We start from the raw sequence: 22743 nt of genomic DNA, 5'->3' as shown, positions 1-22743 counted from the left end.
ACGTTCAGGCGACCTGTAGCACCAGCTTCCCGTCGCCCTCGTCAACCTTGACGGTCGCGCCGTCCTTCACCTCGCCGCGCAGGATCATGTCGGCGAGCGGGTCCTGCAGATAGCGCTGGACCGCGCGCTTCAGCGGCCGCGCACCGTACACCGGGTCGTAGCCGACCCGACCCAGCCACGCGCGCGCGGCGTCGGTCAGGTCAAGGACGATCTTGCGGTCGGCCAGCAGCTTGTCGACGCGCGACACCTGGATGTCGACGATCGGCGCCATGTGCGACTGGCCGAGGCGGTGGAACAGGATCACCTCGTCGAGCCGGTTGAGGAACTCCGGCCGGAAGTGCGACCGGACGATCTCCATTACCTGCGGTTCGACCGACGAGACGTCGTCGCCTTCGCCCATGTTCGCCAAATACTGGCTGCCGAGGTTCGACGTCAGGATGATCAGCGTGTTGCTGAAATCCACCGTGCGCCCTTGGCCGTCGGTCAGCCGCCCGTCGTCGAGCACCTGCAACAGCACGTTGAACACGTCGCCATGCGCCTTCTCGACCTCGTCGAACAGGATCACCTGGTACGGCCGCCGCCGCACCGCCTCGGTCAGCACGCCGCCTTCCTCGTAGCCGACATAGCCCGGAGGCGCGCCGATCAGCCGCGCGACCGCGTGTTTCTCCATGAACTCGCTCATGTCGATGCGGACCATCGCGCTCGGGTCGTCGAACAGGAACTCGGCCAGCGCCTTGGTCAGCTCGGTCTTGCCGACGCCGGTTGGCCCGAGGAACAGGAACGAGCCGAGCGGCCGGTTCGGGTCCTGCAACCCCGCACGCGCACGCCGGACCGCGGTCGACACCGCCTTGACCGCGTGCGCCTGGCCGATCACGCGCTTGCCGATCGTCGCCTCCATCGCGAGCAATTTGTCGCGCTCGCCCTGCAGCATCCGCTCGACCGGGATGCCGGTCCAGCGGCTGACCACGCCGGCGATGTCGTCCGCAGTCACTTCCTCACGCAGCATCGCGCCCTTGGTCGCCCCCGCCGCCTCGTCGAGCTGGCGCTGCAACCCCGGAATCGTCCCGTAGGAAAGCTCGCCCGCCTTGGCGAGATCGCCCGAACGCTGCGCCTGCTCCAGTTCGAGCCGCGCGGCATCGAGCTGTTCCTTGACCCGCGCCTCAGCGTTGATCTTGTCCTTCTCGCCCTTCCAGCGCGTCGTCAGCTCGGCGGATTGCTCCTCCAGGTTGACGAGTTCGCCCTCCAGCGTGTCGAGCCGGTCGGCCGAGGCATCGTCGGTCTCGCGCTTCAACGCCTCGCGTTCGATCTTGAGCTGGATGATCCGCCGGTCGAGAGTCTCGATCGCCTCGGGCTTCGATTCGACCTCCATGCGGATCCGCGACGCCGCCTCGTCCATCAGGTCGATCGCCTTGTCGGGCAGGAAGCGGTCGGTGATATAGCGGTTCGATAGCGTCGACGCGGCGACGATCGCGCCGTCGGTGATCCGCACGCCGTGATGGAGTTCGTACTTTTCCTTCAGCCCGCGCAGGATCGATATGGTGTCCTCGACGGTCGGTTCGCCGACCATCACCGGCTGGAACCGCCGCTGCAACGCCGGGTCCTTCTCGACGTATTTCCGGTATTCGTCGAGCGTGGTCGCGCCGACGCAGTGGAGTTCACCACGCGCCAGCGCCGGCTTGAGCAGATTGCCGGCATCCATCGCGCCCTCGGATTTGCCCGCGCCGATCAGTTGGTGCATCTCGTCGATGAACAGGATGATGTCGCCCTCGGCGGCCTTCACCTCGTCGAGCACGCCCTTCAGCCGCTCCTCGAACTCGCCGCGGTATTTCGCACCCGCGATCAGCGAGCCAAGGTCGAGCGACATCAGCCGGCGATCCTTCAGCGTATCGGGCACGTCGCCATTGGCGATGCGCAGGGCTAGCCCTTCCGCGATCGCGGTCTTGCCGACGCCGGGTTCGCCGATCAGCGCGGGGTTGTTCTTGGTCCGGCGCGCGAGGATCTGGATGGTGCGGCGGATCTCCTCGTCGCGGCCGATGACAGGGTCGAGCTTGCCGTCGCGCGCCGCCTGCGTCAGGTCGCGCGCGAATTTCTTCAGCGCATCATAGCGATCCTCGGCGCCCGCGGTGTCGGCGGACCGACCCTGCCGCAGGCCGTTGATCGCGGTGTTCAGCCCCTCGGGCGTCACGCCGCCAGCCTTCAAGGCCTTGCCCGCCGCGGTGTTAAGTGACAGCGCGAGCGCGACCAGCAGCCGCTCGACGGTGACGAAGCTGTCGCCCGCCTTGCTCGCGATCTGCTCGGCTTGGTCGAGCACGCGCACCGCGTCGTTGTCGATCCCCGGCGTGGTCTGCGCGCCCGAGCCCGACACGACCGGGATCTTCGCGAGCGCGAGATCGGTCTCGGACGTCGCGCGCTTGGCGTCGCCACCCGCTGCCGCGATCAGCCCGGCGGCCATGCCCTGCTCGTCTTCCAGCAGCGCCTTCAACAGATGCTCGGGGGCGATGCGCTGGTGGTTCATGCGGATCGCGACGGTCTGCGCGGATTGCAGGAAGCCCTTCGCGCGGTCGGTGAATTTGTCGATGTTCATGACGAATTCCTGTGGGAGTGTTTCGGTGTTGGCCGAAAGATGGTGTTGTATTTGGGCAACACAAGAGGCGGGCGCAGGTCGGATGCTAGGGCCCCGGCCTCACGCCAGGAATAGCGTTTATTGTCGGTATCGAAGCCGCCCCGTCATCGCTATGTTCAGGTTCGCATGCTATATGCAGCACGTGTCCACAGCGCTCCCCCATACCTACGCCATCGGCATCGAGCCGGCCGACATCGACTTCATGGGTCACGTCAACAACGCGAACTATCTGAAGTGGGTACAGGCCGCGGTGATCGACCATTGGCAGCGCTTGGCGCCCGCCGAGGCGGTGGCGGGGCACCTCTGGGTCGCGCTGAAGCACGAGATCACCTACCGCAAGCCGGCGTTTCTCGATGACGACGTCATCGCGACGGTGCTGCTCGAGAAGGTCCAGGGCGCGCGTGCGTTCTACGAGACGATCATCAAGCGCGGCGAAGACGTGCTTGCCGAGGTGAAGTCGAGCTGGTGCTGCCTTGATGCCGAGACGCTGCGGCCGTCGCGCTTGGCGAACAGCGTCGTCGAGCATTTCTTCCCGAAGACCGACCCTAAGGACTGATACGCCTGGGACGATCGGTTCTCAGAAATCGATCGCCATGCCCTTCAGCTCCCAATCGCCATAGCGCGTCGGATCGCGCGGCTCGGGGTCCTTGTCCGGCACGATCGCCTCGGGTTTCGGCACCGGCGTGTTCTTCGCAAGGTATTCTGGCGGCTTCAGATGATCGGGGCGCTGGCCCATCGCGGCTCTCCGGATTTGCGTGTTGGCGTCGTAACCGCCACATGGGCCCTGTCGCGCCGCTTTGCCATAACAGCCGCGCGACAAACCGAACGCGAAGGACCTTGATATGCCCGACTATACCCACGCCCCCGAGCCGCTCGGCGTCCCGACCCGACGCGCCGCACTCCGCCTGCTCGACGCCGTCCTGCGTCGCGGCGAGTCGCTCGAATCCGCATTGCCGGCAGCCACCCGCGCGATCCACGGTCCCGACCGCGGTCTCGCGCATGCGATCGCCGCCGAGACGCTGCGCCGCCTTCCCGATCTCGACGCGATGATCGATTCGGTGACCAAGACCAACCTGCCCGACGATGCCAAGGCGCGGATGGCGCTGCGGATCGCCCTCGTCCAGGTGCTGATCCTCGGCACGCCCTCGCATGCTGCGATCTCGACCGTGTTGCCGCTGGTCGACGGCGGTCCGCGCAAACTCGTGCACGGCGTGTTCGGCACGCTGTTCCGCGCCAACATGCTGCTCCCCGAGGTGCCGACGCTGCCGGCCCCGGTCGAGCTGCGCTGGGAAGCCGCATGGGGCGAGGAGATGGTCGACGCCGCCGGCCGCGCGATCGCGCAGGTGCCGCCGCTCGACCTGACGATTGCCGACCCGTCCGAGACCGAAGGCTGGCGCGAGAAACTCGGTGGCGAGAGCTTCATGCCCGGCCATCTGCGCTTGGGCGACCATGATTCGGTCCCCGACATGGCCGGCTTCGGCGACGGCGCTTGGTGGGTGCAGGACATCGCCGCCTCGCTCCCCGCACGTCTGCTCGGCAAAGGGGAGGGCCACGTCCTCGATCTCTGCGCGGCGCCCGGCGGCAAGACGCTCCAACTCGCGAGCGCCGGCTGGACCGTCACCTCGGTCGACAATTCGCAGAGCCGGATCAAGCGCCTCCGCGAGAATCTCTACCGCACGCATCTGAAGGCCGAGGTCGTCAATGCCGACATCCTCGAATGGGCGCCGAGCGAACCCGCCGACAGGGTCCTGATCGACGCGCCGTGCAGCGCGACGGGCATCTTCCGCCGCCACCCCGACGTCCTTCACCGCGTCCGCCCCTCGATCATCGCCGAGACCGCGGCGTTGCAGGCCCGCATCTTCGCAAGGGCAGCGGACTGGGTGAAGCCCGGCGGCACGCTCGTCTACGCCACCTGCTCGCTGGAACCGTCGGAAGGCGAAGCGCAACTCGACGCGTTCCTTGCGGCCCGCAGCGACTATTCGATCGCCCCGGTAGACCAGTCCGAGCTCCCCGCCGGCATCACACCCACGGAAACTGGCACCATCCGCACCCTTCCAGGCATGCTCGCCGACCAAGGCGGCTGCGACGGCTTCTTCATCGCGAGACTGAAGCGCAGCTAAGAAATCCTCCCCTGCCAGGGGGAGGTGGCTGGCACTTGCCAGACGGAGGGGGAGGGGGCGACAACGCAGCGTCCGTGTCCTCCCCCTCCGTCACCTTCGGCGACACCTCCCCCTTGCGGGGGAGGATTGAAACACTTCGCACTACGCAAATCCCGCGCTAGGACAAAACCATGCAACCCGTCCGCATCGCCCCCTCGATCCTCTCCGCCGATTTCGCCAAGCTTGGCGAGGAAGTCCGCGCCATCGACGCGGCTGGCGCCGACTGGATCCACATCGACGTGATGGACGGCCATTTCGTCCCCAACATCTCGTTCGGCCCCGCGGTCATGAAGTCGGTCCGCGGCGTCACCACCAAGCCGTTCGACGTCCACCTGATGATCTCGCCCGTCGACGCCTATCTCGACGCGTTCGCGGAGGCCGGCGCCGACTGCATCACCGTGCATTACGAAGCCGGCCCGCACATCCACCGCTCGCTCCAGCACATCAAGGGCCTCGGCAAGCGCGCCGGCGTCGTGATCTGCCCCGGCACGCCGGCGAAGATGCTCGACTACCTCATGGACATGGTCGACCTCGTCCTGGTGATGAGCGTCAACCCCGGCTTTGGCGGCCAGAGCTTCATCCCGAGCCAGCTCAAGAAGATCAGCGCCATCCGCAATATGATCGAAAAGAGCGGCCGCGCGATCGATCTCGAAGTCGATGGCGGCGTCGACGCGGAGTGGGCCAAGCGCTGCGTCGAGGCCGGCGCCGACGCGCTGGTCGCGGGCACCTCGGTGTTCCGCGGCGGCCCCGACCACTACGCCGCCAACATCGCCGCGTTGCGGGGGTGAACGAACCGCACGACCCCGTGACCGATCCCGCCCCCGACGGGATCGACGAAGGCCGCCGCCTGATCCGTCTCGGCGGCGACAAGGGACTGTCGCTCGCCGATCGGCTGGCCGAGCGCTTCCACCGCCTGACATGGCGCACCCCGCTTCACACGCTGCGCCTCAAGGGCCGCTATCCGCTGAAGCTGATCGCGGTCCCCGACGACCCCATCCTCGGCGACATTCCCCGCGGCACGATGCTGCTTGAAGGCGTCCTCTCGTTCCGCGGCGAAGCGCGCGATATCGAGACGCTCGATCTTGCCAAGCCGCTTCCCAAACCCTTCGCCGAATATCTGCACAGTTTCGCGTGGCTCCGCGATCTCTCGACCGTCGCGACCCGCGCGCGTGGCGCACCGATCGCCGAATACCTCATGGGTCTCTGGCTGACCGCGCACGCCGACACCCAGGGCGGGATCGCCTGGCGCCCCGACATGTGGGGCCGTCGCATCCTGGCCTGGACCGCGCACGCGCCGCTGATCCTGTCGTCCACCGACCAGATCTACCGCTCGAAAGTGCTCAACGCGCTAGCAAAGGGCGCACTTCACCTCGATCGCAATGCCGACAAAGCCCCCGCCGGCGCGCCCCGCATCGCCGCATGGTGCGGAGTCGTCGCGGCCGGACTCCTGATCCCCGGCGGCGAGCCGCGCAAGGCATTTGGTGAGGCAGGCCTGCTCCGCGCGCTCGGCACCGGCTTGTTCGACGACGGCGGCTCGGTCTCGCGAAGCCCGGCGATGCTGCTCGATTCGATCCAGCTGCTCACGCTGCTCCAGGAAAGCTATGCCGCCCGCAGCGCCGAATTGCCCGAGACGGTCGCGGTCACGCTCACCCGGATGGTCGCGGCCCTGCTCGGGGTAGCGCACGCCGATCGCGGCCTGTCGAGCTGGCAGGGTGGCGGTCCGGCCAGCGAAACGCAGGTCGCCGCGGTCATCGAAGCCAGCGGCGTCCGCACGCGTCCCCTCCGCCAGGCGCGCGACTGGGGCTATCAACGCCTCGCCGCCGGCACCGCGGTGCTGATCGTCGACGCCGCGCCACCCCCGATCGCGCGCCTCGTCGAAGGCGGCTGCGCCTCGACGCTCGCGTTCGAATTCTCCGATGGCCCCGCGCGGATCGTCGTCAATTGCGGCGGCGCCCGTGCGGGCATCGCCCAACTCCCCCCCGCGATGGTCGAAGGCCTGCGCTCGACTGCCGCCCATTCCACGCTGACGATCGCCGACAGCAATTCGACCGCGATCCTCACCGACGGTACGCTCGGCCGCGGCGTCGGCGAAGTCGAGCTCAGCCGCCAGGAATCGGACGCCGCCAGCCGGATCGAGGCGAGCCACGACGGCTATGTCCGTCGCTGGGGCTTCCTCCACCGCCGCCAGCTGATGCTGACCGGCGACGGCCGCGAACTCCGCGGCGAGGACGCGCTGTTGCCGCAAGGCCGCAAGCGCCGCGCCGGGTTGTCACTGTTCGCGATCCGCTTCCACCTCGGCGAAGGCGTCCAGGTCTCCCCCACCGCCGACGGCCTCGGCGCGATCCTTCGCCTCCCTGGCGGCGCGCTCTGGCAATTCCGCTGCCGCGGCGGCGCGCTGGTGGTCGAGGACAGCGTCTGGATCGACGCCGACGGTCGCCCGGTCGCGACGCAGCAACTGATGATCACGGGTGAGGCCGCGGCCGGCGGCGCCAGCGTGAGCTGGGCGCTGAAGAAGGCGGTCTGACCGAAGGCCACCCTAGGTGAAATGCACCACCCCGGCGGAGGCCGAGGCCCAGTTGGAAAGGTGGCAATAACGGAGCGCCGTCACCGGTTAGCAACGTCCCCCAACTGGACCCCGGCCTTCGCCGGGGTGGTGCCATTGTTCGGAATGGCGCGGGATGGCGGCATTCGAGCGTGACTCGCCCCCCTGTTCCCCAACGTCAACCAACGCTAAGGCACCGCCGCACGGCGACCACCCGGACCACGAAAGACCCTCATGACCAGCATCCCGATCAAGCGCGCGCTCCTGTCCGTCTCCGACAAGACCGGGATCGTCGATCTCGGCAAGGCGCTGGCCAGCCACGGCGTCGAACTCGTCTCGACCGGCGGCACCGCCACCGCCCTCCGCGCCGCCGGCCTCGACGTCCGCGACGTCAGCGAACTCACCGGCTTCCCCGAGATGATGGATGGCCGCGTGAAAACGCTCCACCCGATGGTCCACGGCGGCCTGCTCGCCGTCCGCGACGACGCCGGCCACGCCGCCTCGATGGCCGAGCACGCAATCGGCGCGATCGACCTCGTGATCGTCAACCTCTACCCGTTCGAGGCGACCGTCGCGAAGGGCGCCGACCGCGACACCGTAATCGAGAACATCGACATCGGCGGCCCCAGCATGGTGCGCTCGGCCGCCAAGAACCACGCCTATGTCGCGATCGTCACCGACCCCGCCGACTATGCGCTCGTCTCCGGCGGCACCACGACGCTCGAAGACCGCAAGAAGCTCGCCGCGAAAGCCTTCGCCACCACCGCCGCGTACGACTCCGCGATCGCGACCTGGTTCGGCACGGTAGATCAGGCCGAGGAATTTCCCGCCACTCTGCCGATCACGCTCAAGCGCGGCGACACGCTCCGCTACGGCGAGAACCCGCACCAGTCCGCCGCCTTCTATACGGCAATCGGCTCGGTCCGCGGCATCGGCCAGGCCCGCCAGCTCCAGGGCAAGGCGCTCAGCTACAACAACCTCAACGACGCCGACGCTGCGCTCGAACTGATCGCCGAATTCCGCGATGCCGAGCCCTCGGTCGTGATCGTCAAGCATGCCAACCCCTGCGGCGTCGCCACCGGCGCCACGCTCGCCGAAGCCTATGCCGCGGCGTTCGCCTGCGACACGGTGTCGGCATTCGGCGGCATCATCGCCGTGAACCGCACGCTCGACGCCGAGACCGCGCGCCAGATAACCGGCATCTTCACCGAAGTCGTCGTCGCTCCCGATGCCGACGAGGAAGCGATCTCGCTGTTCGCCGCCAAGAAGAACCTCCGCTTGCTGCTCACCGGCGACCTCCCCGATCCCGCCCGCCTCGGCTTGACGGCGAAGTCGATCGCCGGCGGCTGGCTCGTCCAGGGCCGTGACAACGGCACGCCCGGCGAGTTGAAGGTCGTCACCAAGCGCCAGCCGACCGAGCAGGAGCTGATCGACTGCCGCTTCGCCTGGACCGTCGCCAAGCACACCAAGTCCAACGCGATCGTCTACGCCAAGGACGGCAGCACCGCGGGCATCGGCGCCGGCCAGATGAACCGCCTCGAATCCGCGCGCATCGCCGCGTGGAAGGCGAAGGACGCGGCGGAAAAGGCCGGCTGGTCCACCCCGCGCACGATCGGCTCGGCGGTCGCCTCCGACGCGTTCTTCCCGTTCGCCGACGGCCTGCTTGCAGCGGTCGAGGCCGGTGCGACGGCGGTGATCCAGCCCGGCGGCTCGATCCGCGACGCCGACGTCATCGCGGCGGCGGACGAAGCCGGCCTCGCAATGGTCTTCACCGGCATGCGCCACTTCCGCCACTAAGTTCGACAGTCACCACTACCGTCATCCCCGCGAAGGCGGGGACCCATATTGGCGAACCTCTGCGATTATCGCCAAAGAGAGCCAGTATGGGTTCCCGCCTCCGCGGGAGTGACGAAGGTGTAGCGGCTGCCCATTAAACAGGCACCCGCACCGCACTGCACAAGTTTTAACCCTAAAACCCCCACTGCTCCTCCCGCGAGCACACCCCACCCCTCTACACCGCAACTGGCACGCACATTGCGAGGCACCTCCCGTAACAAGGGGAAGGGGCGCGATGAAACTCGTCATTGCCATCATCAAGCCGTTCAAGCTCGACGAGGTGCGCGAAGCGCTCACCACGATCGGCGTGGCGGGCATGACGGTCACCGAGGTCAAGGGATTCGGCCGTCAGAAGGGCCAGACCGAGATCTATCGGGGGGCCGAATACAGCACCAACATGGTGCCGAAGATCAAGATCGAGGTGGTCTGTGCCGCCAGCCTGTCCGACCGCGTGGTCGAGGCGATCCAGGCGTCGGCGAACACCGGCGCGATCGGCGACGGCAAGATCTTCGTGCTCGACGTGGGGCAAGCGGTGCGCATCCGCACCGGCGAAACCGACGATTCAGCGCTCTGAGGGGGGACGAGATGAAGCATGATGTGAAGAAGGCCGCGGTCGCGGCTCTAGGGTTCGGCGCGACGATGATCGCCGCCGCACCCGCCTGGGCACAGGCCGCAGCTGCACCGGTGGTCGCGCCCGTCGTTGCGACCGTGAACAAGGGCGATACCGCCTGGATGATGACCTCGACGATCCTCGTTTTGATGATGATCCTGCCCGGCCTCGCGCTGTTCTATGGCGGCCTCACGCGGTCGAAGAACATGCTGTCGACCATGACACAGATCGGCGCCGTCGCGGCGCTCGCGATGCTGATCTGGGTGATGTGGGGCTACACGCTGGCGTTCGGTCCCGACGTGACCAACCCGCTGCTCAGCAACTTCATCGGCAGCTTCGACAAGGCGTTCCTGAAGGGCGTCACGCCAGCCTCGCAGGCAGCGACCTTCACGGCAGGCGTCGAGATCCCCGAATATGTCTTCATCTGTTTCCAGATGACCTTCGCCGCGATCACCATCGCGCTGGTCCTGGGTTCGGTCGTCGAGCGTATGAAGTTCTCGGCGGTGATGGTGTTCGGCCTGATCTGGCTCACCATCGTCTACTTCCCGATCGCGCACATGGTGTGGGCGTCGAGCGGCTATTTCTTCAAGGCGGGCGCGCTCGATTTCGCCGGCGGCACCGTGGTCCACATCAACGCCGGCGTCTCGGCGCTGGTGGCGGCCCTGATCCTCGGCAAGCGTATCGGCTACCCGAAGGAGCCGATGGCACCGCACTCGCTGGTCATGACCGGCATCGGCACCGGGCTGCTCTGGGTCGGCTGGTTCGGCTTCAACGCCGGCTCCGCGCTCGAGGCGAATGGCTCGGCCGCGCTTGCGATGCTCAACACCTTCGTCGCCACCGCGTCCGCCGCGCTGTTCTGGATGCTTGCCGAGAAGCTCTCGGGTCACAAGGGTTCCGCACTGGGCTTCTGCTCGGGCATCGTCGCCGGCCTCGTCGCCGTCACGCCGGCCGCGGGCAATTCCGGCCCGTTCGGCGCCATCGTCCTCGGTGCGATCGCCTCGCTCGTCTGCTTCATGGCAGTGTCGAAGCTCAAGCCGATGCTCGGCTACGACGACTCGCTCGACGCCTTCGGGATCCACGGCATCGGCGGCATGATCGGCGCGATCGGCACCGCGGTGGTCTATGCCCCGTCGCTCGGCGGGCCGGGTGCTGCGGACTATGCGATGGGCGCCAAGCTCTTCGTGCAGCTCCAGGCGGTGATCGTCACGATCATCTGGGCCACGATCGGCACCACGATCGCGATCTACGTCGCCAAGGCCGTCACCGGTCTGCGGGTATCGCCGGAAGTCGAGCACGAGGGTCTCGACATCGGCGAACACGGCGAGCGCGCTTACAACTGATCGGTAGCGGGCCAGTCGAGCCCGCACCCACGACGTTCCTCCTGCGGACAACCTTAGCCCGGTGTGGAAACACACCGGGCCTTTTTGTGTCCGTCGACCGAAGTGGTACTTCGGTCGAGTTTAGAGGGGTGGGCTAAACCACCTCGTAGGGCACAGGGCCGCGGCGGTCGGGGTCGACGCGTATCTCGCTAGCGGCCGGCGGAAACGCGCGCTGGTCGCAGTCGGTGCGCAGGCAGATGCGGCATGACGTCCCAATCGGCGTAGCGATCCCCCCGGTGCCCAGCGCATCGGCATAGATGAACTCCGATGCGTTCGCCTCCTCGCAGCCCAGCGCCACCGCATAGCGCCGCGCCGGTCGCGTGTACGTCTCGGACGGCTTCACCAGACCCTTCGCCATCGAGACGTAGCGGATGCCGTCGGTCGTCTCGATCAGCTGCGTCAGGATGCGGTCGGGGATCGCCACCGCCTCGTGGACGATCCACAACGGACACGCGCCGCCGAACCGCGCGAACTGCAACCGCGTGGCGGAGTGACGTTTCGTGATGTTGCCAGCCATGTCGACGCGGCAGAAGAAGAACGGGATGCCGAGCGCCCCCGGCCGTTGCAACGTCGAGAGCCGGTGGCACGTCTGCTCGAAGCTCGTCCCGAAGATCCGCCGCAACCGGTCGATGTCGTGGCGGACGCTCCGTGCCTCCGTCCGGAAGCGGGTGTAGGGCATGACGATCGCCCCTGCGGCGTAATTGGTCAGCCCCGCGGTCAGCAGCGCGCGCGCGGTTTCCGACGCCATCTCCGACGCGGCGACGATGCCGCCGATAACGTCGCCGAACTCATGCCGTGCGACTTGGTGCGCGAGCGAGAACAAGGTCGTCTCGCCGGGCTGCGATCCATCGAGCCGCAAAGTCGCGCCATCGTAATCGCGCAATGGTGCAGCGAGCGCGCCCGAGATCGCGACCGACACGCCGCGCGCCGCCAGCCTAGCCTCAAGCGACGCGATCCGATCCGACCCCAAAGTCTCGCCGATTTCCTCCGCCCGCCTATCGAGCGCATCGACATAATTGCCCGCCGCATGAAACCAGTCGCGCACGTCCTCCCACGGCAACAACCCTGGTGCCCCCGATCCGGCCACCAGCCGGTCGTCCAGCGCGCGCAACTGCTCCTGCGCGCGCCGGTATGCGTCGTGCATCGCGACGAGGCGCTGCGCCAGTAACGGCTGATGCTTCACCGCACGCCGCACCGCCGTCTCGTCGAGCGCGGGCGCCTCGACGCTCGTATCCGACACCGCCTCGAGCGTCGCGATCAGCAACGCGGTATCGTCCGCCGCATCGATGCTCCCCCAGTCCGCCGGAAATTCGCGCGCAAGCGTGATCAGCACGCCCTCCGTCACCGGGCGATCACCATTCTCGATCTGCGAGAGATAGCTGACGGACAACCCGATCCGCACGGCCATTGCGGCCTGGCTGATTCCAAGAACGCGGCGCAGGTCGCGCAGGCGGTGTCCGACGAAGAGGCGACGTGCGGGCAGGGTCATCCCTCCGCCTAGTTTGCAAACATCACGTCGGCAAGTTTGCAACATTGCATTTGCGCATCGCATCCCGCTCTGTGAAGGCAATCAGCAGGACGGAGAGACGATGTCATCGACGATCGAAGAGCTTGAACGCCGCCGCGAAGCCGCCAGAGTCGGCGGGGGCCTAAAGCGGATCGCAGCGCAGCACGCCAAGGGTAAGCTCACCGCGAGGGAGCGCCTTGACGTGCTGCTGGACGAGGGATCATTCGAGGAGCTCGACATGTATGTCGAGCATAATTGCGTCGATTTCGGCATGCAGGATCAGGTGATCCCCGGCGACGGCGTGGTCACCGGCTCGGGCACGATCAACGGTCGCCTCGTCTTCGTCTTCAGCCAGGACTTCACCGTGTTCGGCGGGTCGCTCAGCGAACGTCATGCGCAGAAGATCTGCAAGGTCATGGACACCGCGCTGAAGGTCGGCGCCCCGGTGATCGGCCTCAACGACAGCGGCGGCGCACGCATCCAGGAGGGCGTCGCCAGCCTCGGCGGCTATGCCGAAGTGTTCCAGCGCAACGTGCTAGCCAGCGGCGTCGTGCCACAGCTTTCGCTGATCATGGGACCCTGCGCAGGCGGCGCGGTCTATTCGCCCGCAATGACCGACTTCATCTTCATGGTGAAGGATTCGAGCTACATGTTCGTCACCGGCCCCGACGTGGTCAAGACGGTGACCAACGAGGTCGTGACGCAGGAAGCGCTCGGCGGCGCGGTGACGCATACGACCAAGACCTCGGTCGCCGACAACGCGTTCGAGAACGACATCGAGGCCTTGCTCGCCGCGCGCGATTTCTTCGATTTCCTGCCCGCGTCGAATCGTGACGGCGTGCCCGAGCGGCCTACCGCGGACGAATGGGACCGGATCGAGGACAGCCTCGACACGCTGATTCCGGCGTCGGCGAACCAGCCCTACGACATGCACGAGCTGATCCGGAAGACCGTCGATGAGGGCGATTTCTTCGAGACTCAGCCGGCACATGCGGCCAACATCATCACCGGCTTCGGCCGCATCGAGGGCCGCACGGTCGGCTTCGTCGCGAACCAGCCGATGGTGCTGGCGGGCGTGCTCGACATCAATTCGTCGAAGAAGGCGGCGCGGTTCGTGCGCTTCTGCGACGCATTCGAGATCCCGATCGTGACGTTCGTCGACGTCCCCGGCTTCCTGCCCGGCACCGCGCAGGAGCATAACGGCATCATCAAGCACGGCGCGAAACTCCTGTTCGCCTATGCCGAGGCGACCGTGCCGAAGATCACCGTCATCACGCGCAAGGCGTATGGCGGCGCGTACGACGTGATGGCGTCGAAGCATCTGCGCGGCGACCTCAACTACGCCTGGCCGACCGCCGAAATCGCGGTGATGGGCGCGAAAGGCGCGGTCGAGATCATCTTCCGCGGCAAGACGCCGGAGGAGATCGCCGAGCGCACCGCGGAATATGAGGCGCGCTTCGCTAACCCGTTCGTTGCCGCGTCGAAGGGCTTCATCGACGAAGTGATCCAGCCGCACTCGACCCGCCGCCGCATCGCGCTCGGCCTACGGAAACTCCGCGGCAAGGCGCTGGAGAATCCGTGGAAGAAGCATGATAACATCCCGCTGTGACCCGGCGGCTTGTTGCATGATGATAAGCACATTATCATGTCATGCGAAGGAGTCGTGACATGCAGACCGAACGCGTGACGTTTCTGACTACGCCCGATCACAAGGCCGCGCTCGATGCGTTCGCGGCGAACAGCGGCATGTCCGTCGGCCGTGTCGTGCGCGAAGCAACGACGCGGTATATCGCGACACCGGCATCGCGCGACGAGGAAGCGGCATTGGCGTTTCTCGCACCGGAAATCGAGGCGGCTGTCGACGACATGAAGATGTCCATCCAGTCGATGCGTGAGAATATCGCGCGCACCTGCGCTGTGGTCGATGCGGTGTTGGCGGGCGAAAGACCGTGAGTGCGGGTGAGAAAGCATTCGGCGTTTTCAAGACGATCCTGACGCTGAAGGATCAGCTGGATGGTCTCGATCGCGACGTCGCTCAGCTTGGCGGACGGCTCGCAGGTCTTGCCGGCGCGCATGGTGATCTCCGCGATCGGGTGTCTCGCTTGGAAGGGGTGATCGAAGGCGCTGCAATGGCGGCGGCCCAGCAGCGGAGGATCGAGCAGTGATCGCGTTTCTTCTGCTTCAAGCCGCAGCCGTGGCGGCACCTGCACCAATCTGGAAGCTCGCAGATCGCATCAATCAGGCGGGCGTGCGCAGCATCTCGGCGTCGGTCATAGGCAATGACGGTCTGTCGCGCTTCGTCGTAAAGTGCGACGTGGCGTCCGAGCCGATCGTGTCGATCCAGTTCATCCAGCCGCAGCCGCTCGGGTCAGGCGCGGACAAACCCGTCGCGGTGCGCTTCGATGGCGGGCCGGCGTTCACTTATAACTGGCAGTTTCCGGGCACCGGCACCTACGTCACCGATCCCGAGGCAATCACCAGGTTGACCACGTTTCTCGTAAAATCGAAGACGGTACGGGTCGAGACCACCAACGGCGCAAGCTTTGCGGTGCAGGCGAATTTCATCGCACCGACCGGTGATGCGATGATCCGGCAGGTGCTCGGTGTATGTGGTTACACGCTCGGTGTCGTTCCCACGCCGCCGCCCCCATCGAAGGATGCGCAATGACGCTGGGCCGCCTTAACCATGTCGGGGTCGCGACGCCGTCGATCGCGAAGTCGGTCGAGACGTATCGCCTGCTGCTCGGTGCGACCGCGATCGGTGAGCCGTTCGACCTGCCGGCACAGGGAGTGAAGGTGTGCTTCATCGATGCGCCGAACGCGCAGATCGAGCTGATCGAGCCGTATGACGAGAGTTCTCCGATCGCCGGCTTCCTGCGCAAGAACCCGGCCGGTGGGCAGCATCATGTCTGCTTCGAGGTAGCCGATATCGCCGCGGCGGTCACCGACCTGAAGGCGAAGGGCGCGACCGTGCTGGGCGAACCGCGGATCGGTGCGCATGGTACGCCGATCGTGTTCGTGCACCCGAAGGATTTTGGCGGCATGCTGGTCGAATTGATGGAGAGGCCGGGCGATACCGGCGCGCACTAGGAGAGACCTGATGGCCGCGTACGAGCATATCCTGAGCGAACGGCGCGGCGACGTGCTGGTGCTGACGCTGAACCGGCCCGACCGGCTGAACGCCGCGCCGCCGGCGATGTTCGAGGAATTGCGCGCGGCGCTGGGCGATCTGGATGGTGCGCGGGCGGTGCTGATTGCGGGCGCTGGCCGCGCGTTCTGTTCGGGCGCGGACGTCGGCGGCGGGGCGCTCGGCTCCGACAATCCGGGCGAGGCGACGTTCGCGGCGCTGACGGGGAGTTACAATCCGACGATGACGGCGATCGCCGACCTGTCGGTGCCGGTGGTGAGCGCAGTGCGCGGGCCGGCGGCGGGGATCGGCTGCAGCCTCGCGCTCGCCGCCGATTTCTGTGTGGCGAGCGAGGGCGCATATTTCCTTCAGGCGTTCGTGAACATCGGGCTGGTGCCGGACGGTGGCGCATCGTGGATGCTGCCACGGTTGATCGGCAAGGCGCGGGCGACGGAAATGATGATGCTTGGCGAGCGGGTGCCGGCGGCGAAGGCGCTCGACTGGGGGATGGTGCACAAGATTGTTGCGGAAGACACTCTGGACGCCGAGGCGTTCGCCTTAGCTGAGCGACTGGCGGCGATGCCAACGATCGCGCTCGGACTGATGCGCCGGGCGATTACCGCAGCGTACGAAACGGATTACTCGACCGCGATGCAGGCCGAGGCAGCCAACCAGCGCGATGCGCGCGGGTCTGCGGACTCGATGGAGGGCGGTCGTGCCTTCCTCGAAAAGCGCAAGCCGGTGTTCACCGGGAAATGACTTCCGCCTCCAGCACCACCCCGGCGAAGGCCGGGGCCCAATTGGGCAACGGCGCCTTGGCTGGTGCTACTCTCCGTTACAGCAACCTTTCCCATTGGGCCCCGGCCTTCGCCGGGGTGAAGTTCTTCGCATGACCGACAAGCCCGAATCCGCCCCCACGCTCGCCGACTGGCAGGCCGCCGCTACCAAGGAAGTAAAGGGCGCCGACCTCACCTGGCCGACCCCCGAGGGCATCGACGTCAAACCGCTCTACACCGCGGATGACGTCACCGCCGACCCAGGCCTCCCCGGTTTCGCCCCCTTCACCCGCGGCGTCCGCGCGTCGATGTACGCCGGCCGCCCCTGGACAATCCGCCAATATGCCGGCTTCTCGACCGCCGAAGCCTCGAACGCGTTCTACCGCCGCAACCTCGCCGCCGGCCAGAAAGGCCTGTCGGTAGCGTTCGATCTCGCCACGCACCGCGGCTATGATTCCGACCACCCCCGGGTCACCGGCGACGTCGGCAAGGCGGGCGTCGCGATCGACTCGGTCGAGGACATGAAGATCCTGTTCGACGGCATTCCGCTCGACAAGATGTCGGTCAGCATGACGATGAACGGTGCGGTGATCCCGATCCTCGCCTTCTTCATCGTCGCCGGCGAGGAGCAGGGCGTCGACCGCAAACTGCTCGACGGGACCATCCAGAACGACATCCTCAAGGAGTTCATGGTCCGCAACACCTACATCTACCCACCCGAGCCGAGCATGCGGATCATCTCGGACATCTTCGGCTACACGTCGCGCGAGATGCCCAAGTTCAACAGCATCTCGATCAGCGGCTATCACATGCAGGAAGCCGGGGCGACGCAGCTTCACGAACTCGCCTTCACGATCGCCGACGGCATGGAGTATGTGAAATACGGCGTCGCGAGCGGCCTCGACATCGACAAGTTCGCCGGGCGGCTATCGTTCTTCTTCGCGATCGGCATGAACTTCTTCATGGAGATCGCCAAACTCCGCGCCGCCCGCGTCCTCTGGCACCGCGCGATGACGCAATTGGGCGCGCAGGACGAGCGTTCGAAGATGCTCCGCACGCATTGCCAGACCAGCGGCGTCTCGCTCACCGAGCAGGACCCGTACAACAACGTCATGCGGACGACGATCGAGGCGATGGCGGCGATGCTCGGCGGCACGCAGTCACTCCACACCAATGCGCTCGATGAGGCGATCGCGCTGCCGACCGACTTTTCCGCGCGAATTGCCCGCAATACGCAGATCGTGATCCAGGAAGAGACGGGGATGACCAAGGTCGTCGATCCGCTCGGCGGCAGCTATTATATCGAGAGCCTGACGCAGTCGCTGGTCGACGGCGCGTGGGCGTTGATCGAGCGGATCCAGTCCGAGGGCGGCATGGCGAAGGCGGTCGCGTCAGGCTGGCCCAAGGCGATGATCGAGGAAGCCGCCGCCGGCCGCCAGGCGCGCGTCGATCGCGGCGAGGACGTCATCGTCGGCGTGAACAAGTACAAGCTCGCCGAACAGGACGCGATCGAGATCCTCGACGTGGACAACGTCGCGGTGCGCGCCGGCCAGATCGAGCGGATCAACCGGGTAAAGGCCACGCGCGACGAAGCCGTGTGCCGTGCTGCCCTCGATGCGTTGCGGGAAGGCGCGAAGGGCTCCGAAAACCTCCTCGCGCTTGCCGTTGAATGCGCCCGCGCCCGCGCCACGCTCGGCGAAATCTCCTCCGCGATGGAAGACGTGTTCGGCCGCTACGGCACGCAGCCCACCCCCGTCTCCGGCATCTACGGCGGCGCTTACGAAGACGATGCCCGCTGGACCCGCCTCACCGATGGCGTCGAGGCCACCGAGCGCCGGATGGGCCGCAAACCGCGCATGCTCGTCGCCAAGATGGGTCAGGACGGGCACGACCGCGGCGCCAACCTCGTCTCGTCGATGTTCGGCGACCTGGGCTTCGAGATCGTGCCAGGCCCGCTGTTCCAGACCCCCGCCGAAGCCGCCGCGCTCGCGCTCGAAAACGACGTCGATATCGTCGGTGCCTCGTCACTCGCCGCCGGCCACAAGACGCTGATCCCCGAGCTGATCGGCTATCTCCGCGAGGCGGGCCGCGCGGATATCAAGGTGATCGCGGGTGGCGTTATCCCCGCACAGGACTATCAGGCGCTGCGCGATGCCGGGGTCCAGGCGATTTTCGGCCCCGGCACCAACCTGATCCAGGCCGCCGAGGACGTGTTGAAACTCCTCGGCCACAACATGGCCCCGCAAGAGGAAGCCGCCGAATGACCGATACCCTCCTCCGTACTCTCGCACATGCAGTGGCTCCGAGCCTGGTGCGCGATGCTCCCGTTTCCCGCACCGACTGGACCCGTCCCGAGATCGCCGCGCTGTTCGACCTCCCGTTCGACGAACTCATGTTCCGCGCGCAGACCGTCCACCGCGCGCATCACGCGATCGGCGAGGTCCAACTCTGCACGCTGCTCTCGATCAAGACCGGCGGCTGCCCCGAGGATTGCGGCTATTGCTCGCAGTCCGCCTCGTCCGACTCCGGTCTAAAGGCGGAAAAGCTGATGGACGTCGACGCGGTCCTCGCCGACGCCGCGCAGGCGAAAGCCGCCGGATCGCAGCGTTTCTGCATGGGCGCCGCGTGGCGTAATCCGAAGCCGCGCGACATGCCGAAGGTCGTGGCCATGGTCGAAGGCGTCCGCGCGATGGGGCTGGAGACGTGCATGACGCTCGGCATGCTCGACGCGGACCAGGCCAAGCAGCTCGCCGACGCAGGCCTCGATTACTACAACCACAACATCGACACCTCGCCGGAGAATTACGGCAACGTCATCACCACGCGAACTTTCGGCGATCGGTTGGAGACGCTGGCGAATGTCCGCGACGCTGGCATTTCAGTCTGCTGCGGCGGGATCGTCGGGATGGGCGAGACGCGCAGCGACCGCGTCGGCTTCGTCCACGCGCTGGCGACCTTGCCACGCCACCCGGAGAGCGTCCCCGTCAACGCGCTGGTCCCGGTCAAAGGCACGCCGCTCGGCGACATGCTCGCCGGCACGCCGATGGCGCAGATCGACGACATCGAGTTCGTCCGGACGGTCGCCGTCGCACGGATCACGATGCCGCTGAGCATGGTGCGCCTGTCGGCCGGGCGCGAGAGCATGTCCGAGGCGACCCAGGCGCTCTGCTTCATGGCCGGCGCGAACTCGATCTTCACCGGCGACAAGCTGCTGACCACCGGCAACGCCGGCGACAGCGCGGATGCGACGCTGCTGGCGAAGCTCGGGATGAAACCGATGGTCGGCGCGGAGCCGATGCGGGAGGCCAAGACATGCTGCTGATCGCACTTCTGATGACCGCGGCGGCTCCGATGCAGTCGCAGGCGACGATGAACGCCTCCGCCGGTACGAGTTACGCGCGGGCGGATGCGGCGATGGCCGCGCAGTGGAAGCGGACCTACGCCTATATGAAGGGGCGCGACGCGCAGGATGGGTCGCGCGGCGGCGGGTTCGGCTACGCCGCCGCGCTACTGGAGAGCCAGCGCGCCTGGCTCAAGTTCCGCGATACGCAGTGCGTGATCGAAGGCGGGCAATATGCCGGCGGTTCGGCGCAGGGCATGACGATCGCGGGGTGTCGGACCGATCTGACGCAGGCCCGCACGAAGCAGCTCAAGACGATGATTTGGTACCAATAACCAGTCCGAACCCGGACCGCGTCCGGCAAGACGGCACAGATTAGGGCGAGTGATGTTCAAGAAAATCCTGGTCGCCAATCGGGGCGAGATCGCGTGTCGGGTCATGCGGACCGCCAAGGCGATGGGCATCAAGACCGTCGCGGTCTATTCTGATGCCGACGCGCGCGCGCCACACGTGCTGATGGCCGATGAGAGCGTGCGTCTCGGGCCGGCACCCGCCGCCGAAAGCTATCTAAAGGCCGAGCTGATATTGCTCGCGGCCAAGGAAACCGGCGCGGACTGTATTCACCCCGGCTACGGCTTCCTCTCCGAACGCGAGAGTTTCGCGCTGGCGTGCGCCGAGGCCGGGATCGCGTTCGTCGGGCCTCCGCCCAACGCGATCGCCGCGATGGGCGACAAGATCGAATCGAAGAAGCTCGCCAAGGCCGCGGGCGTCAACGTCGTGCCGGGTTATCTCGGAGAGATCGACAGTACCGATCACGCGGTCGAGATCGCCGGCGGCATCGGCTATCCGGTGATGATGAAGGCGTCGGCCGGCGGCGGCGGCAAGGGTATGCGGCTCGCGTACAGCGAACAGGACGTCCGCGAAGGCTTCGAGGCGACCAAGCGTGAGGGGCTGGCGTCCTTCGGGGACGACCGCGTGTTCATCGAGAAGTTCATCGAATCGCCGCGCCATATCGAGATCCAGCTGATCGGCGACCAGCACGGCAACATCGTCTATTTGAACGAGCGCGAATGCTCGATCCAACGGCGGCACCAGAAGGTCGTCGAGGAGGCGCCGTCGCCGTTCGTCACGCCGAAGATGCGGAAAGCGATGGGCGAGCAGGCGGTCGCACTGGCGCAGGCGGTCGGCTATTATTCGGCGGGGACAGTCGAGCTGATCGTCTCGGGCGCGGATACGACGGGGGAGGGGTTCTACTTCCTCGAGATGAACACCCGGCTCCAGGTTGAGCATCCCGTGACCGAGGAGATCACTGGGCTCGATCTCGTCGAACTGATGATCCGTGTCGCTGCGGGTGAGCCGCTCGAGTTCACGCAGGACGAGGTGAAGCTCAACGGCTGGTCGATCGAGAACCGCGTGTACGCCGAGGACCCATATCGCGGGTTCCTGCCGAGCATCGGTCGCCTCGTCCGCTACAACCCACCGGAAACTTCCCCCCTCCCGCAAGCGGGCGGGGGGGAAGCGAGAGTCCGTGTCGACGACGGCGTCTGCGAGGGCGGCGAGGTCAGCATGTTCTACGACCCGATGATCGCCAAGCTCATCACCTGGGCACCCACCCGCGACGGCGCGATCGCCGCGCAGATCGCCGCGCTCGACGCGTTCGAGCTGGAAGGTCCGGGCAACAACATCGATTTCCTCTCGGCGATCATGCAGCACCCGCGCTTCCAGTCGGGCGCACTAACCACGGGCTTCATCGCCGAGGAATATCCAGAAGGCTTCCACGGCGCCCCCGCCAACGCTGAACTGCTGAAGACGCTCGCCGCCGTCGCTGCCTTCGCCGCCACGGCAGAAGCCGACCGCGCCCGCCGCATCGATGGCCAGCTCGGCAAGCGCCTCCGTCCGCCCGCCGACTGGGTGGTGACCATCGACAAGATCGACCATGCGGTGACAGTCTCGACCGACGGCATCATGGTGGATGGCGAAGAGCTCGACCTGGCACTCGAATATACGCCGGGCGACCGCATGGTGGTCGCAGACGGCCACGGCGCGGATGGCGACGAACACCTGACGATCCGCATCGCCAAGGCCCGCGCCGGCTTCAAGCTGACGACCCGCGGCGCAAGCCACGTCGCCCGCGTACTGCCCGCTCGAGTGGCACCCTACACCACGCACCTGATCGAGAAGGTCGCGCCCGATCTGTCGAAATTCCTGATCTGCCCGATGCCTGGGTTGCTGGTGCGGCTCGACGTCGCGGCGGGCGACAGAGTAGAGGCGGGGCAGGCGCTCGCGGTGGTCGAGGCGATGAAGATGGAGAACATCCTCCGCGCCGAGAAGACGGGGACGGTGAAGTCGGTCGCAGCGAAGACCGGGGACAGCTTGGCGGTGGATCAGGTAATCCTCGAGCTGGACTGAACGCGCGTCGGGTCCGAACCAAGCGCCGTCCCGTCCCCGCCGCCGGCCGCCCCGTCATGCCGGACTCGTTCCGGCATCCACCGCTCCGCACACCCGAGAGACTTGACTGTGCGGGCCGGTGGGCCCCGGCCCCCGCCGGGGTGACGGAGAGGGTAGAGCGCGCGTTGCTCGGAGCGCCTGTGTGGAGCCGGACCGCATCTATGTTTCCCCGCGAAGGCGGGGACCCAGTCTGGGCTCCCGCCTTCGCGGGAGAACAAGGAAGCGTCGACAACGGCTGTGTTCTTAGGATGACGCCCCCAACAAGAACACCATCCCGGCGAGGGCCGGGGTCCAGTTGGGAGCGGCAGGTGATTGAGGCCAGCGCTCCGTTACAGCGACTTGCCATCTGGGCCCCGGCCTTCGCCGGGGTGGGACGTGTGATGGGCAGGCGCTCAT

20 protein-coding genes are annotated in these 22743 nt (G+C 66.7%); 17 read left to right on the top strand and 3 right to left on the bottom strand.

Going from position 1 to position 22743, the window contains the following annotated elements; genetic code table 11:
• Positions 1 to 4: 4 nt before the first annotated feature.
• A complete protein-coding gene (gene clpB / locus ASE82_RS12990; protein ID WP_056063971.1) occupies positions 5 to 2584 on the bottom strand; it encodes an ATP-dependent chaperone ClpB in 2580 nt (859 codons plus the stop codon).
• Between the two features lie 181 nt (positions 2585 to 2765).
• Between clpB and ASE82_RS12985 the strand changes: the two genes are divergently transcribed.
• Positions 2766 to 3179, top strand: coding sequence for an acyl-CoA thioesterase (locus tag ASE82_RS12985; RefSeq protein WP_056064733.1), 414 nt, complete (start codon positions 2766 to 2768; stop codon positions 3177 to 3179).
• Between the two features lie 21 nt (positions 3180 to 3200).
• On the opposite strand, the gene ASE82_RS18980 is transcribed toward ASE82_RS12985, so the two are convergent.
• On the bottom strand, positions 3201 to 3359 hold the full coding sequence (locus ASE82_RS18980) for a DUF1674 domain-containing protein (protein ID WP_082441494.1): 159 nt from the start codon (positions 3357 to 3359) through the stop codon (positions 3201 to 3203).
• A gap of 106 nt (positions 3360 to 3465) precedes the next feature.
• Here ASE82_RS18980 and ASE82_RS12980 point away from each other — a divergent pair, with 106 nt between their 5' ends.
• The 6 genes from ASE82_RS12980 to ASE82_RS12955 all read left to right on the top strand — a co-directional run bounded on the left by ASE82_RS12980 (position 3466) and on the right by ASE82_RS12955 (position 11110).
• A complete protein-coding gene (locus ASE82_RS12980) occupies positions 3466 to 4743 on the top strand; it encodes an RsmB/NOP family class I SAM-dependent RNA methyltransferase (protein WP_056063967.1) in 1278 nt (425 codons plus the stop codon).
• A gap of 170 nt (positions 4744 to 4913) precedes the next feature.
• Positions 4914 to 5570 carry a ribulose-phosphate 3-epimerase gene (gene rpe / locus ASE82_RS12975; protein WP_056063964.1) on the top strand — a complete coding sequence of 219 codons (657 nt, stop codon included), beginning with the start codon at positions 4914 to 4916 and terminating at the stop codon, positions 5568 to 5570.
• A gap of 17 nt (positions 5571 to 5587) precedes the next feature.
• Complete coding sequence (locus ASE82_RS12970) at positions 5588 to 7306, top strand: heparinase II/III family protein (RefSeq protein ID WP_235524699.1); 1719 nt, start codon at positions 5588 to 5590, stop codon at positions 7304 to 7306.
• A gap of 252 nt (positions 7307 to 7558) precedes the next feature.
• Complete coding sequence (purH, locus tag ASE82_RS12965; RefSeq protein ID WP_056063959.1) at positions 7559 to 9121, top strand: bifunctional phosphoribosylaminoimidazolecarboxamide formyltransferase/IMP cyclohydrolase; 1563 nt, start codon at positions 7559 to 7561, stop codon at positions 9119 to 9121.
• 274 nt (positions 9122 to 9395) lie between these two features.
• Positions 9396 to 9734: a P-II family nitrogen regulator gene (locus tag ASE82_RS12960; RefSeq protein WP_056053652.1), complete on the top strand. Its 339-nt coding sequence runs from the start codon at positions 9396 to 9398 to the stop codon at positions 9732 to 9734.
• Positions 9735 to 9745: 11 nt separating this feature from the next.
• A complete protein-coding gene (locus tag ASE82_RS12955) occupies positions 9746 to 11110 on the top strand; it encodes an ammonium transporter (RefSeq protein ID WP_056063956.1) in 1365 nt (454 codons plus the stop codon).
• Between the two features lie 133 nt (positions 11111 to 11243).
• Here the strand turns inward: ASE82_RS12955 and ASE82_RS12950 are convergent, their stop codons facing one another.
• Positions 11244 to 12638, bottom strand: coding sequence for a helix-turn-helix domain-containing protein (locus tag ASE82_RS12950; RefSeq protein ID WP_056063954.1), 1395 nt, complete (start codon positions 12636 to 12638; stop codon positions 11244 to 11246).
• 100 nt (positions 12639 to 12738) lie between these two features.
• On the opposite strand from ASE82_RS12950, the gene ASE82_RS12945 reads away from it, so the two are divergent.
• The 10 genes from ASE82_RS12945 (at position 12739) to ASE82_RS12900 (ending at position 22308) form a co-directional block, all read left to right on the top strand.
• Positions 12739 to 14265 carry an acyl-CoA carboxylase subunit beta gene (locus ASE82_RS12945; protein WP_056063951.1) on the top strand — a complete coding sequence of 509 codons (1527 nt, stop codon included), beginning with the start codon at positions 12739 to 12741 and terminating at the stop codon, positions 14263 to 14265.
• A gap of 59 nt (positions 14266 to 14324) precedes the next feature.
• Entirely contained in the window at positions 14325 to 14609 is a 285-nt protein-coding gene (locus tag ASE82_RS12940) for a hypothetical protein (protein WP_056063948.1), read from the top strand.
• A complete protein-coding gene (locus tag ASE82_RS12935; protein WP_056063944.1) occupies positions 14606 to 14821 on the top strand; it encodes a hypothetical protein in 216 nt (71 codons plus the stop codon). The genes ASE82_RS12940 and ASE82_RS12935 overlap by 4 nt, the downstream gene beginning before the upstream one ends.
• Complete coding sequence (locus ASE82_RS12930; protein WP_056063941.1) at positions 14818 to 15324, top strand: hypothetical protein; 507 nt, start codon at positions 14818 to 14820, stop codon at positions 15322 to 15324. The genes ASE82_RS12935 and ASE82_RS12930 overlap by 4 nt, the downstream gene beginning before the upstream one ends.
• Complete coding sequence (gene mce, locus ASE82_RS12925; RefSeq protein WP_056063938.1) at positions 15321 to 15746, top strand: methylmalonyl-CoA epimerase; 426 nt, start codon at positions 15321 to 15323, stop codon at positions 15744 to 15746. The genes ASE82_RS12930 and mce overlap by 4 nt, the downstream gene beginning before the upstream one ends.
• A 10-nt stretch (positions 15747 to 15756) precedes the next feature.
• Complete coding sequence (locus tag ASE82_RS12920; RefSeq protein WP_056063935.1) at positions 15757 to 16542, top strand: enoyl-CoA hydratase-related protein; 786 nt, start codon at positions 15757 to 15759, stop codon at positions 16540 to 16542.
• Positions 16543 to 16672: 130 nt separating this feature from the next.
• The gene (gene scpA, locus ASE82_RS12915) at positions 16673 to 18823 is read left to right on the top strand and encodes a methylmalonyl-CoA mutase (protein ID WP_056063932.1); all 2151 of its coding nucleotides are present in this window, start codon (positions 16673 to 16675) and stop codon (positions 18821 to 18823) included.
• Complete coding sequence (gene bioB / locus ASE82_RS12910; RefSeq protein WP_082441493.1) at positions 18820 to 19881, top strand: biotin synthase BioB; 1062 nt, start codon at positions 18820 to 18822, stop codon at positions 19879 to 19881. Before scpA ends, bioB begins: the two co-directional genes overlap by 4 nt.
• Positions 19872 to 20234 (top strand): lysozyme inhibitor LprI family protein, encoded by a 363-nt coding sequence (locus tag ASE82_RS12905; protein ID WP_056063929.1) that lies wholly within the window; start codon positions 19872 to 19874, stop codon positions 20232 to 20234. The genes bioB and ASE82_RS12905 overlap by 10 nt, the downstream gene beginning before the upstream one ends.
• A 52-nt stretch (positions 20235 to 20286) precedes the next feature.
• Positions 20287 to 22308 carry an acetyl-CoA carboxylase biotin carboxylase subunit gene (locus ASE82_RS12900; protein ID WP_056063926.1) on the top strand — a complete coding sequence of 674 codons (2022 nt, stop codon included), beginning with the start codon at positions 20287 to 20289 and terminating at the stop codon, positions 22306 to 22308.
• Positions 22309 to 22743 lie beyond the last annotated feature (435 nt).

Origin of the sequence: Sphingomonas sp. Leaf230, from assembly GCF_001421745.1 — a bacterium.
In the GTDB taxonomy this organism is placed as follows: Bacteria; Pseudomonadota; Alphaproteobacteria; order Sphingomonadales; family Sphingomonadaceae; genus Sphingomonas.
The sequence above is the reverse complement of the archived record's forward strand: the minus strand, read 5'-3'. Positions and strand labels throughout refer to the sequence as shown.